Origin of the sequence: Paraburkholderia eburnea (genome assembly GCF_002917095.1) — a bacterium.
GTDB classification, from domain to species: domain Bacteria; phylum Pseudomonadota; class Gammaproteobacteria; order Burkholderiales; family Burkholderiaceae; genus Paraburkholderia; species Paraburkholderia eburnea.
In genome coordinates, this window is record NZ_PQGA01000006.1 from 211,559 (window position 1) to 224,743 (window position 13,185).

Annotated in this window: 8 protein-coding genes; all 8 read right to left on the reverse strand. The window is 59.2% G+C overall.

Annotated features, from left to right (window positions below; genetic code table 11):
• Positions 1-4 precede the first annotated feature (4 nt).
• A complete protein-coding gene (locus B0G62_RS14375) occupies positions 5-2,950 on the reverse strand; it encodes a molybdopterin oxidoreductase family protein (RefSeq protein ID WP_103704869.1) in 2,946 nt (981 codons plus the stop codon).
• A gap of 166 nt (positions 2,951-3,116) precedes the next feature.
• Positions 3,117-4,721: an MFS transporter gene (locus B0G62_RS14380; RefSeq protein WP_103704870.1), complete on the reverse strand. Its 1,605-nt coding sequence runs from the start codon at positions 4,719-4,721 to the stop codon at positions 3,117-3,119.
• 503 nt (positions 4,722-5,224) lie between these two features.
• Entirely contained in the window at positions 5,225-6,253 is a 1,029-nt protein-coding gene (locus tag B0G62_RS31250) for a hypothetical protein (protein WP_146055278.1), read from the reverse strand.
• 21 nt (positions 6,254-6,274) lie between these two features.
• On the reverse strand, positions 6,275-6,565 hold the full coding sequence (locus tag B0G62_RS14390) for a PAAR domain-containing protein (protein ID WP_103704872.1): 291 nt from the start codon (positions 6,563-6,565) through the stop codon (positions 6,275-6,277).
• 158 nt (positions 6,566-6,723) lie between these two features.
• On the reverse strand, positions 6,724-7,242 hold the full coding sequence (locus B0G62_RS31255; protein ID WP_146055279.1) for a hypothetical protein: 519 nt from the start codon (positions 7,240-7,242) through the stop codon (positions 6,724-6,726).
• Entirely contained in the window at positions 7,235-9,919 is a 2,685-nt protein-coding gene (locus B0G62_RS14400; protein WP_146055280.1) for a hypothetical protein, read from the reverse strand. The genes B0G62_RS31255 and B0G62_RS14400 overlap by 8 nt, the downstream gene beginning before the upstream one ends.
• Before the next feature lie 52 nt (positions 9,920-9,971).
• Complete coding sequence (locus B0G62_RS14405) at positions 9,972-12,491, reverse strand: type VI secretion system Vgr family protein (RefSeq protein ID WP_103704875.1); 2,520 nt, start codon at positions 12,489-12,491, stop codon at positions 9,972-9,974.
• Between the two features lie 129 nt (positions 12,492-12,620).
• Positions 12,621-13,073, reverse strand: coding sequence for a hypothetical protein (locus B0G62_RS31260; protein ID WP_146055281.1), 453 nt, complete (start codon positions 13,071-13,073; stop codon positions 12,621-12,623).
• Between the last annotated feature and the right edge of the window lie 112 nt (positions 13,074-13,185).

Consider the following 13,185-nt stretch of genomic DNA (forward strand, 5'->3'; position numbering starts at 1 on the left):
CCGATTATTTACGCTGTGTGGCCTTCGCAAGACGCGCGGCAAACTCGCCGCGCCCGGCAAAATAGGTCTGTACGACGCGATGAATCAGCCCACCCGTGCCAGTGTCGATTGTGCCGATTGCACCCGGCAATGCGGGCATCGTGGCGAACTGCGGCAGCGTGTGGTCGGCATCCGCTTGCGCCGGATAAATGCGCACGCGCACGTCGTACCACGCCGCCTGCCCCGTAACCGGATCGGAGTTCGACGTGCGCGCATGATCTGCGCGCTTGAGCGGAAGCTCGTCGGCGATCAGGTGGTTCAACAGGAAGCCGCGTTGCGATTCGTTGGCACCGGCTCCAAGCGTCCACGCGCCCGCCGACTTGCCGATGGCGTTCCACGTCCAGACCGTGCCGGGTTCCACCGCCTCGCTATAGCGCGCCATGCAGCGCACTTTGCCCCATTGCGATTCGACGTAAATCCAGCCGCCGTCCGCGATGCCCTGCGCGGCCGCCGTGCGCGGATTCATGTAGAGATAGTTTTCGCCGTGGATTTGGCGCAGCCAGGCGTTCTGCGAATCCCACGAGTGGTACATCGCCATTGGCCGCTGCGTGACGGCCGCGAGCGGAAAACGCGCGTGATCGGTCGTATCGTGTTCGAGTGGCGGATACCAGAATGGCAGCGGATCGAAGTACTTTTCGATGCGCGCGCGCAAGTGCTCGGGCGGCTGGCGCCCCTTCGTCCTGCCCTGCGCGGCGAGCCGGAATTTCTGCATCACATCCGAGTAAATCGCGATGACAATCGGCTCGTTGAATTTGCGAAAGCCCTTTTCAACGGCGAACTGCAGATAAGGCCCGTTGACGTTGCGCATGTATTGCAGCGATTCGGGCAACGAGTAGTGATAGAAACAATGGTGTTTCGCGTAGTGCTCCCACTGCTGCGGATTCGGCTCGCCAACCAGCGCCTTTTCGCCATTCTCGCCGCGCCAGCCCATCAGGAAGCCTATGCCCGATCCTGGCGCCGTCTGGTAATGAACCACGAAGTCTGGATAGTCGCGGTATTTGCGCTTGCCTTCCGGCGTCGTGAAAGCAGGCAGTTTCAGGCGGCCGGCCAGTTCGACGAGCACTTCCTGAAACGGTTTGCACTCGCCCGTTGGCGGCAGGACGGGCACGCGCACGGAGTCGACCGGACCATCGAATTCGGAAATCGGCCGGTCGAGCATCGACATCGCGTCGTGGCGTTCGAGATACGTCGTATCGGGCAGGATCAGATCGGCGAAAGCAGTCATCTCCGACTGGAACGCATCGCACACGACGATGAACGGAATCTTGTACTCGCCGCTCTCGTGTTTGTCCGCGAGCATCTTGCGAACTTCGACGGTATTCATCGACGAATTCCATGCCATATTGGCCATGAAGATCAACAGCGTATCGATCGGATAGGGGTCGCCGCGCCAGGCATTCGTAATCACGCTATGCATCAGACCGTGCACGGCGAGCGGATATTCCCACGAGAATGCCTTGTCGATCCGCACGGGTTGCCCGTTGGCGTCGACAAAAAGATCTTCCGGTGCGGCGGGCCAGCCAAGCGGGCCATTCGCGAGTGGTGTATCCGGCTTTACGTCGTCGGGGCTGTTGGGCGGTTTCGCCGAGGGCGGCACGGCGCGCGGATAAGGCGACTTGTGCCGGAAGCCGCCTGGCCGGTCGATGGTGCCGAGCAACGACATCAACACCGCGAGCGCACGTATCGACTGGAAACCGTTTGAATGAGCGGCAAGCCCGCGCATGGCGTGAAAAGCAATGGGTGCGCCCGTCACGCAATCGTGATGCTCGCCCCAGGCGTCGGTCCACGGAATCGGTAAGGTTACCTTATGATCGCGTGCGACATCGGCCATTTCCCGCGCCAGACGGCGGATCGTGTCTGCTGGAATACCCGTGATATGCGCCGCCCATTCCGGCGTGCAATTGGCGACCTGTTCGCGCAGCAACTCGAATGACGGTGCGACGGGCGTGCCGTCCGCAAGCGTGTAGCGCCCTTCCAGCGCGGGCCGCGCGCCCGGTGTGTGATGCGGGACCTCGCGCTGGCCCGCGACGTCCCACCACATATGATTCTGCGGAAAGAGTGGATTGCGCACTTCAACCGTTCTGTCCTGCACGAAGAGGCCATAGCTATCGCTATCGGGCCGCATATCGATCAGCTCGCCCGCATTGGTATAACGCTCGACGAATTCGCGGTCGTATGCATGGCTTTCGATCAACTCGCGCATGAGCGCCATGAACAGCGCACCGTCGGTGCCGGGACGGATCGGCACCCATTCGTCGGCGATGGCCGCGTAACCGGTGCGGATGGGATTGATCGCGATGAAGCGGCCACCCGCACGCTTGAACTTCGAAATGGCGATTTTCAGCGGATTCGAGTGATGATCTTCTGCCGTGCCGATCATGAAGAAGAGCTTCGCGCGATCGAGGTCCGGGCCACCGAATTCCCAGAACGATCCGCCTATCGTATAGATCATTCCGGCCGCCATATTCGCCGAGCAAAACCCACCATGCGCTGCATAGTTCGGTGTACCAAACTGTTTGGCGAACAGCCCCGTCAGCGCCTGCATCTGGTCGCGGCCCGTGAACAGCGCGAACCGCTTCGGGTCCGTCGCGCGCAAATGGGCGAGGCGCTTTTCCAGCAGGTCGAACGCGGCTTCCCAGGAAATCGGCTCGAATTGCGCGGTACCGCGCAAGGCGTCGGGCTTGCGCAGCAGCGGCTGGGTGAGACGCGCGGGCGAGTATTGCTTCATGATGCCCGACGAGCCTTTGGCGCAAATCACGCCTTGATTCAGCGGATGTTCAGGATTGCCGTCGATATAGCGAACCTCGCCATCGCGCAGGTGAACGCGAATCCCGCAGCGGCAGGCGCACATGTAGCAGGTCGTCGTCTTGACCTCGAGTTTTTCGTCCTGCGTGCGGGGCTTATGTTCCATCGCTCCTCCAGATGTGCGCGCGGCGCAAACGGCAAAAACGCCATGCCGATAAGGGACATCGTATAAATGACCAGCACATAAGAAAACTCGCAATTTGCGATCTCAAACATCGGCTTGCCTGATGGTTCGGGCGACGTGGACCAAACCACCGCGCTCTTACAAATCGTCAGCGAAGCCGTTGCTGAGGTCGCAGGCTTGCCGCCGCAATGCCCGCTGCGGCGAACGCACACGCAGCGGATACGGCCGCGACGGCGCGCATGGCGTCGATAGTGGCGTCGACGTCCACACGGTCCATCGGCGTATGGGCCTCGCCCACTGCGCTCGCGCTCCGGTCGTCCGGCTCCGGCAACTGCCCGGCCGGGCGAACGTCCTGCGGCACGTGCAAGGGGTCGAGGCGGGCCGATAACGCCGCGTGGTGCGACCACACGAACACGATGCCGAGCACGGCGATCGCCAGCAGACCCGCCACACGCGCAACGGCGTTGTTGATGCCGGACGCAACGCCAGTGCGCTCGCTCGACACCGAACTCATGACGACCGTCGTCAGTGGCGCAACCGTGATCGTCATCCCAAGCCCGAGCACGATCAGCGCAGGGAAAAAGCCAGTCCAATAGCCGCCGCGCACGAACGGCAGGGCCAGCAGCGCGAAACCGATGCCGGCGACGCCGGGGCCAGCGCTCAAAAGCGCGCGCGAACCGAAGCGGTTCGTCAAGCCGCCGGTGAAACGCGATAGCAAACCAATCGCTACCGGCACCGGCAGGAGCGCCGCGCCCGCTTCGGTTGCGCTATAGCCGTGCGCGCGGATCAGCGTGAACGGCAGGAAAAAGAATGCACCGCCAAGTCCAAAGTAAAGCAGCAGCGTGACGAGATTGGCGGCGGTGAAATCTCGCGAGCGAAACACGTCGAGCGGCATCATGGGGTTGGCGCTGCGCGATTCGATCATCACGAAAGCGCCGAGCACGAGCACGCCCGAGCCGATCGCGCAGAACACCAATGGATGCGCGAAGCCACGCGCCGACGCTTCGGTCAGGCCGAACGTCAGCGCGGCGAGTCCCGCTGCCGCGCTCAGCGCGCCAGGCCAGTCGAGTTCACGAGGCGCATCGATTTTGTGGCTGTTGGGCACCGACGCCAGCGCCAATCCAATCGTCAGCACGGCAACGGGGACGTTGAGAAAAAAGATCGCACGCCACGAGAACGCGTCGACTAGCCAGCCTCCCGCCACCGGCCCCACCGCCGACGTGATCGCGCCGACGCCTGCCCAGGTGCCGATCGCGCGTCCGCGAGCGGCGGCGTCGAACACTGCGCCGATGATCGAGAGACTGCTGGGCACGAGCAGCGCCGCGCCGACGCCTTGAACCGCGCGAGCCGCGATCAGCGCCGACGCATTCGGCGCCAATCCACAAGCCGCCGACGCCAGCGTGAAGAGCGCGATGCCCGCAACAAACACCGTGCGGCGCCCGAGCGTGTCACCCATCGATCCGCCGACCAGGACGAGCGAGCCGAGAAAAAGCAAATAGGCGTTGACGACCCACTGCATCGCCGCGATGCTCGCGCCCAGTTCGCGTTGAATGGATGGCAGCGCGACGTTGACGGCGGAGCCGTCGATGAAGGCCATGCTCGAACCGAGAATCGTCGCGGCCAGCGCGAGGCGCTTGCGCCGGCACGGGCGGTCGACGGTGGTGGGCTGTGCGTGGATGACGAGCTTGTCGCACGGGCTTGCCTGCGCTGCGATGACGTGCGCGGACTGCGGGTCGAGATCGGGGTTGGCCAAGTCCGCTCCCGTGCTGATCGATGGTGAGCAGAGTCTGTTCGTGCCGACGAAGCAAGTCAACCCGGTGGAGGGACCCTGAATTTGTTGGGCCCGGTACCGATATGTGCTTCTGGACGCACAGCGCGTCGATAAGTCTGATTAATCGATGTACCGGATACCGCTCTCTATGGCGGACCCGCTCGTTGCCAAAGCGGCGGCTCACGCGACCAAGCTGGAAACGAATCGCGCAACGGGGCATGAGGAAAACCAGCGGCGGCCCGGCCTTTCGGCCGTCGATGTGACGGAGACACCGAAATCAGCTTGCGTCGGGAAGATCGGCGTTGTCCGGGATCGGCCATGAGCGGTCACTCCTGCTTCTGAGTAGATTCAAACCTCGTCAGCAGAGCTAATTCAGCCAATTTCCCAGCTCGCCAGGCGGTTCGTGCGTCCCGAAGCAGGTGAGTACGCTCAAGTAGCCCCTCCCGTGAGGGACTAACGCGCTGGAGGGCGAAAAATCCAGGAAACTATACCTCGACAGGCCCGGACGGTTCGTAGCGGCGCTTCCGTCGAGTCTTTTCCTGCGTAATCTGCGACAGGAAACTGCACTGCGCGCACCAGTTCCCGGACCCCACCTGCCTTGGGCGCGCCCACCAGCGATGACCACGCGCGCACTCCCACTCAAGTTTCGTATTGTTGTCGATATACGCGCCGGATAAACAGATGCCGCCACGCTCGTTCGCGATGGTCCGCATCCGTTCGAGGCCTGACCGCTGCCGTTCTTCCATGCGGCAGATGGCACACCAGCCGCCCACGAGAATGTGAAAGCCGTGCATCGACCATTCGTGCCCGTCCTTGCATCGAAACAGATATGTGTTCCGAACACCGGTATATTCCGTCGATAGACACTCGCCGCCGCGGTCTTTAGCCGCCTGCTGAAGTTCGGTCATCCCGTTCTGCCGCCGCATCCGATCGACGAAGCACTCCGAGCACCACGTTCCGCGCATGACCTCCATGCCCGCGATTTCCCATTCGTGCCCGTGACCACATCGGAACCGGTAATTAGCCATCCGTCCGTTGTAGGCCGTCGATAGACACTCGCCACCAAATTCGCGGGCTCGGTCCTGTATCGGTTGCAGCCCACCCTGATAGCGGCGACAATCGGCACGCCTTTCGCTTGAGCAAGTGGCACACCAGCGCCCGTCCAAAACTGACGCTGCCGATGCTTCGAACTTGTGCCCCACCGCGCAGACGAAGGGATACTTCGCGCTCTTGCTCTCGTACTGATTGCTCAAACATCGGCCATCTGCCGCATGAGCAGCGTCATGCAAGCGGGTCATGAGCTGTTCAATCCAGCACTGCTCGCATACCAATGCGCCGCGCACTCCGCGAAGGCGACGTAGAAGACTTGCCCCGAGTTGGGCGGAGACATGGTGGTTCGTGCATCGGAAACGATACTGGCTGAACGTGCCGCACCATTCCTCATCCAGCAGGCTGAATCCATCAGCCGCAAGATAGGCGCGAATCCTTGGAATACGATCATCAACCTTTGTCATAAGGGTTGCGCACGCCCTCAGTTATCGAGCGTCGACCGACATCGACTGTTGCGAAGCCACGAGCTTCGGCGACGGATCGCACTTGCAGGTGCAAAGATCGTCACTTAACGCGGCGTGCCGGCCATCGGGCGCACTCATCACCTGGCGCGGACCGTCGCACTTGATCTTGCCCGTCGTATGGCATGCGGGGCATTGCACGTCATCGCCTTCGTGTGCGACATCGCGGCCCATGAACTGGATCGTCGTCGGTGCGGCGACTACCGTTCCGTTCGCTGTAGTCTTGTCGCCGTTGAGAATCAGGTAACGTTGCAAGGGTTATTGCTCATTCAAAGTGAGTAACGATATGCCGCTCATTGGGCTCAATTGCTGTTTGTCGGCGTTTCTGGCGCGCACCCAGCGATATCGCCCGATATCATCACGTATACTCATTAATCCTGCAGCCATATTTCGACCTCGAATCAGTAATTAACTCAACTTCCATCGAACGTATCCAATTGCGACTTTTCCCCTTGCTTGATTCCGTAGTCGGCGCGGTTACTAATCGATGAAAATCCACCATCAAACTCGCAACTCTTTGTTGTGACTAGTTTTCCATCTCTAAAAATACCAATTTCGGGCGGTTGAACAGCGTTCGAGACCACATAGGTATAGGCGCCATTCTTGAATATCACATGCTTCCCAATTCCATCGCGAAAGTGATTGATGATTTGAATATGGAAAAGATCATTCGGAGGCACCTTGGCATCGGGAAATTTAAATGCCGCGTCGCGATTTCGACCGAAACGATATTGAACATAACCAGAATCCGAAGACATATTGTCTTTTGCGCAGATCGATGCGTAGTTCTGCGAATGCTCAATCTTGCACGAAAAATAGACTGTCTCATTTTCGGCGCAGAGCGAATCATGCTCACCTGCATGCGCTAAAGATATGCCGCCCCTAACGATCAAAATCGCCGCCATGGCTAACAAATTTGCTCGGCTATTCATTAAATCCTCCCCAATTGAAAATTCTCGCGAAATTATCCCTCCGATCCTGGATGATCTCCCTTTTTTTCGCATCCTGATTCTTAAAGAGACCGGGATTAATTGATTTTGATATCGAGTCAACATTGTCCGGAGTCGATCCAGCGTCCGCTTTTTCGTACAGGCCATTGCTTACCCAGAAAAAACACGCCGATCGAACCGCATATCGTATCTCGGCTACGCGATCAGGGTTAGCCTCGAAATCGACATCTGCCTCGGAGGGCCAGTTAGATCGATTGGCTCGGTTCCATGTTGTAAACCGCCGATATCCCCCACGGTGCGTCAACTGAATATATCCGCGACCGCGATAGCTCCACCCGTCCCCGGTCGCGACACCGCCGTTGCTATCGGAATTTGCGTATGCCCGATTTGCGATTGCTGCTTGGTCTGCCGGATGGTCGTGTGTTCGACCGTAAAGAGTCGCTTCGTGAGGATTAGCTACAAAATATCCGAAAAGCGTCAACGCCGATGACGAATAATTCAAGCTTTCAACGGGCACACTGAGCGATGTCCCGACTTCCTCCTGTATCTGTGCAAAAAGGTGGCAACGACGTAGGGGGCGATTGAGTTGGTAAAGATCAATATGGGCATTTAACTCGTCCACGACCGCCTGAATATCCTGATTCGACGCGTCCGGGAACAGGTGTTTCAATTGCTCGATGGTAAATCTGAACCCACTACCCTTAAAATTTCCGGCGATCCCGAGCGGATGAATATGGCAAACAGTGGCCGACGATGGAAACTTGTCGATCGATGCCACACTGGGCCAGAACCGCAGAGCATCGATACGCTTCTTTTCTGCCTGCCAGACGGGCAGCCCCGCGTGCATGTGCGAGTCCAGCGCATCCCATTTGCTCATCTCACCGCCCCACTCACTTTCGTATCGAACGATCAGATGGTCGATGCGGTCCGCGAGCCATGGTTTGCCAAGTGCTAGTTGCAGTTCGTCCGCGGTAATCTTGCCGTCATTTTGCCCCTGACCATCGATAGCATCTTCCAGCCTCGCGATGGTTGCGTCCGAACGTGCGCTCTTGAATGCATTCTCGAAGCGCGTGATCTCGTCCGGTGTGCCGCTATCGGCGATGAACAGGGCGCGTTGAAACATATCCGAGACCGATGCGCCCAGACTCACGATGTCGAATCCCGGCCAGTCCCATGGACTCTTCAGTTCAACAAGCGGATGCCCGTGATCGCACACCCAGCCATCGACCTGCGCGTTGTTCTCGTCTGCAATACTGACCGCATACCATGTCTTGTTTGCCGCCTCAACGAAGTGCTGGGCTGATGCGGTATAGGCTACGCGTGTCCACGCGGCAGCGGACCCACCAGCAGACTGCACGCTCAGCGGGAACTGGCTCCAGCCCTGGCGGGCACCAGTGGATTGCAAGTCAGAACGCGCGATCCAGATCGCCGGGCCAGCAATCGGATGGCCGGACGCATCAACTTTCTGAACCTTGCACCACGGCCCGCTGTTGGGCGAATCTGGCGCCGCCTTGACGGTAGTCCCGCTCGGGATTGATGTATCAGGGGAGGATGGCTGCACCAGTTTGGCGCCCTTCGAAATCAGCAACAGGCTGCGCGATTTCGGATCAAGCTGCTGCGCACGCGTGCGGCTGCGCAAGATGTACGCCTCAAGATCGTCTCCCGTGAATACCTCGACATGCAGCAATGGACGTTCGCCGAGCTTGGGCGGTAACGTATGGTGTGCCCGCGCCTCCACGAGACGCTGGTACTCGCCAATATAGGCTACCGTCTCGCCCGCCGAAATCTTGTAAGGCTTTGGCAGGATGTAGACCTGGTCTACCGCCGACGGTTGCGCTTCCCTTGCCATCTCCCCTAAGAAGACCCAACCAGACGAAGCGTTCGCAGGCACGGAACTGCCTTCCTTGTAAGACTCGACCGTACCCGAAACGAAGCTTGCGATCTTTCCCCATCCACCGTGCTTCTGCCCGACCTTAACTTTCGTACCGGATGCCAGCCAACCCACCACAGCGGCGTGGGCCGAGGACGACGCCCGCACGCGCAATCCGGTAACGTTATTGTCCGGATGTCCATCGGCACTCAGGCGCGGATCGTGTGCTTTGTCGCCGACGCTGTAAATTTCACTGGCGCCATAGTAGGCAGGCAATGTCTTCGCGTGGCCCTGAGCGGGCGTGCTCGCGCTGTAGCCCTCCAGCGGGAGCGTGTGCATATACAAACTGAAAAACGTCAGCACATCCTCCGGGGGCGCAGAAGCAGGGGCATTCTGGGGAGAACCATTCACATTGGCAGTCTGTGAAGGCGGCGTTGGCAAGACGAGCCGATGCCGCACCAGTGTGAATCCCTTCGAATAGCCCGCTTTGCTTCCATCCGGATAGGCCAATTCCTGACCCTGAAGCTTCGAATCAAGACGGAATGCGACGACTTCACCGTCGGCAATACACTTCACTCCGCCATCCTGAGCAAATTTGCCAGCGGTCCCGGCACCGAAGTGGATTCCCCCGTGCCACAGCCCGTTTGCACCGATCGGATAAAAACCATCTTCGGCTGCAGCGAGCGCCGCCAGATACGCCTCAGGTGCAGACGCGCTGTTTGTCGCCTTCAGTGGAAAGGGATATGCCCAGCTTTCAACTTTCGGCGATTGCTCTGGTTGTTGCGCCACACACTTTCCTTATTCAATTCATCATGTTGACAATCATCGACCGCAAACAACGTCAGCCCGAAAAATCCATCGCGCGACCCGTTTCAGTGTTCTGCCACGACGGGAACTTCTCATCGAGCCTTGTGGGGCCGCTAAAGCTGTGCTGCGCGCCCTTAATGTCGATCTTGCCCGGCGCATGAATCTCGATGTTGCCGTCTTTGATCCGGATATAAGCGCCGCCCGACGTCAGCAGGATTTCCTGCTTGGCAATTGCCTCAATATTCTCCGTCGCCGACAGGACCTTTACCGTCTTCTGCGCCGTAAGTTCGATGTTGTCGGAATGTGCCTGTACTTCGACTTTTCCGTTAGCCGTGAAGAGCTTCATCCCGGCGTTCTGCACGAACAGGCTTATCTTCTCCGCCACGCTCGCCACCAGTGACTTGCCGCTCGCGATGAACGTGCTTTGTCCGCTCACGAGATTGGTCTGCTGGTCGCTCGCGATATGTACCGACTGCTGCGTCGAGAGGGCAATGCCCGAAGGGCTTGCGACCAGCATCACGGGTGCCTTGAACGCGTTTGCGCTGCCCGTGCCGCCGCCCGCTGTGTTGCCGCTCGACTGCGAGCCTTGTGCGCTGCTTTGCGTCGCGTCAGTGAACGTCTTCAGCGCGTCGTGACCCGCGCTGAGACTTTCCGCCTGATGCTGCTGGCTTGCCTGCGACAACGCCTCTATCGTACTTTCGGAACTGATGAGCTGCTGCTGGGCTTCGCGCACGTCCATTTGCTGGCTATTCGCCTGCTTCGGATACGTTGTTACGTACAACCCCTGCGCGGCGCTCACCGCACCGTATGAATCCGCCGTCAGGGCAAATCCGGAGCCGAGATACGAGCCACGGGTATTGCCGCTCTGGTCAATCAGGTAACCTAAGTGAAGCTGGCTGTTCGCCGTGCTGCTGAACAATCTCGCCCGATTCTGCCCCGTTGCATCGTCGAGGACCATTTCGTTGTAACCGGAGCCCGAATACTCCTTCGACCGGTAGCCCGACAGGATACCGTTGCTGTGCCACTGCGGTTGCACGCTTCCGTTGTAGACGCGATGCAGGACTATTGGCCTGTCGCAATCCCCGCCGACATAGCCGATTAGCACTTCCTCACCGACCCTTGGGACGTGGACGCTTCCATAGCCGCCGCCTGTGTCCGACTGTGCCACCCGCACCCAGCACGACGCGCCTGCGTCCCCCGGATTCAGGCGGTCCCAGATGAACATCACCTTCACCCGGTTCAGTGCGTCCGTGTAGACCTCTTCGCCGGACGGCCCGACAACGATGGCCGTCTCCAGGTGCATCTCCGGCTTCTTGTGTTCGAACGGGCTGCGGTACGGGACCGTTATGCGCTGTGCTTCGACCTCGACCAGATAAAACCCGGCTGAACCGTCGTCGGCGGCCACGGTTTCTCCGGCGTGCCCGGCCTTGGCCCGAGCCAGTTCGTTTTGCAGGCTATGCGGAAAGCTCGCGTCCTGCGCCGACAGCGGCAGGTTGTTCTCGATGTACCTGCGCACCTTGATCGCCGCGAATTCGCGCTGGCTGGCCTGATCGCGGTCGTGCTCCGGATGGCCACTCAGTTCGAAGCGTCGTCCGGCATCAACCCCACGAACGCCGCCAACAGCGAAGAACCGTTTTGCGCGCGACTCCCACTCTTCCAGATGAATCTTCGACAGATGCTCGCCGCGGTCCTGGGTCAGGTAAGTATACGCGCCGGTATATTCATAAACTTCGGTCTGCTCGGGCAAGTCACCCTGGCCCGCCATCGTCGGTAGTGATGTGCCTTTGGGATTGACGGCTGAGGTGGGGGCCTTGTAGTCGAACGTACGTGTCGTATACGACGTACTCTGAAGCGTCCGGGCACCAGACCATTGCGTAAATGCATCCGTTTCGCTGCCTGTGCCTTCTCGGCAAAACTTCACTGGATTCGGTGACACCTCGTCGAGCGAGTAAATGTCGTCGGTCACGACCAGCGTATGTGATTTACCGTCTTCGGCCTGCCGCCAGAAGCCGAACAGGCCTTCCTCCTCCATCAGCCGATGGACAAAATTCCAGTCCGTCTCGCTCTGGCGACAATACGAGCGTTGGAGCAAGGGCTTCGACAGGGCAAACTGGAATTGCCCGCGGGCCTGCGGGTGCTGGTTGAAGACGTCGGTGATGATCGCGTCCGGGGATTGATCCTGCCAGTACCGCATGTCGCTGCGGAATCGCAGGAAGTGCATCCAAGACGCATAAATTAACTGATAGCTGGACAGGCTGCCATCTCCGCCAAGTCTGCGGGCCGTATGGATGTATCCATTGACTGGGAGGTAAGACTTATCCGCCTGCTGAACCCACAGCGTCATCGGCTGCGCGATGAGCTTCTTGAGTTCAATGTCGCTGGCCGTGGATACCATGTCGAGAGTGACGCGGAAGTCCCGGCCCAGCTCGGAATACGTCACCGCCCGGCGGGGCACAAGAGCATTGTCCGGCAACGCGGGAATATCCGTCTTAATCAGGCGGTCCTGCTGGATCAGGCCGCCGCGGATCGCGTCAGCCAAGTCGGTCATGTCCATGCTTTTCCATCTTCTTCGTTGCACACTTGCGCTTGCAACGGCTTGCGCGCTTATAGGTTCGGCAACACGATTGGGTCGCCGCAACGGCAGCCAGTCGTCGCCTACTGGCTTGTCGAGTTTGGCGAGACGTCAGCTTGCGAGTAGCCGGTGCTCAGCGCCTTGTCCAGTGCCTGGGAAGCCATGCGTTACCCCGATCATGCGTAAATCGCGCTCCCGGTCGCTGCGAACACAAATGGCCGGAACCGCGCGTCTTATTCGTTGAAAAAGGAAAATTTGACCGAAAAATCTGTTCATCGGTAAATAAGGCAAATCAGCGAACAAAATCCTGCCTGATAACGCCGAGATAATATCAAAATCAAAACTGCATGGCTGTGGCGCGATGATGATTTTTAACGATAACGTTGCAGGCACATCCAGTTTATGCGCGACGCATCTAATCTCGGCATGCCGAAAGGGCGAGAATTGGGATACTGAAGTCCCAATGCCGCATCGGGATATCGGGCTCTGGATATTGAACTGCACATAGATGCACGCGGCGTCTTTAACAATTGGGTTCCGGGGCAATCGGTGAATCGTCGCCATCGGTTTGTTACGTACCTGAGGAATCGCTCATGGGCAGCGTCGATGATGTGGGAAGGGACACTTTGGAATTGCTCGTCGCGCAGCAGGAGAACTTTCTGGATCGCCGCCATGT

Excerpts from the sequence above, each read along its gene's own strand:
- B0G62_RS31255 (WP_146055279.1), bottom strand. The coding sequence starts at position 7,242 with ATGAATAGCCGAGCAAATTTGTTAGCCATGGCGGCGATTTTGATCGTT.
- B0G62_RS31250 (WP_146055278.1), bottom strand. The coding sequence starts at position 6,253 with ATGACAAAGGTTGATGATCGTATTCCAAGGATTCGCGCCTATCTTGCG.
- B0G62_RS14375 (WP_103704869.1), bottom strand. The coding sequence starts at position 2,950 with ATGGAACATAAGCCCCGCACGCAGGACGAAAAACTCGAGGTCAAGACG.
- B0G62_RS31260 (WP_146055281.1), bottom strand. The coding sequence starts at position 13,073 with ATGGCGACGATTCACCGATTGCCCCGGAACCCAATTGTTAAAGACGCC.
- B0G62_RS14405 (WP_103704875.1), bottom strand. The coding sequence starts at position 12,491 with ATGGACATGACCGACTTGGCTGACGCGATCCGCGGCGGCCTGATCCAG.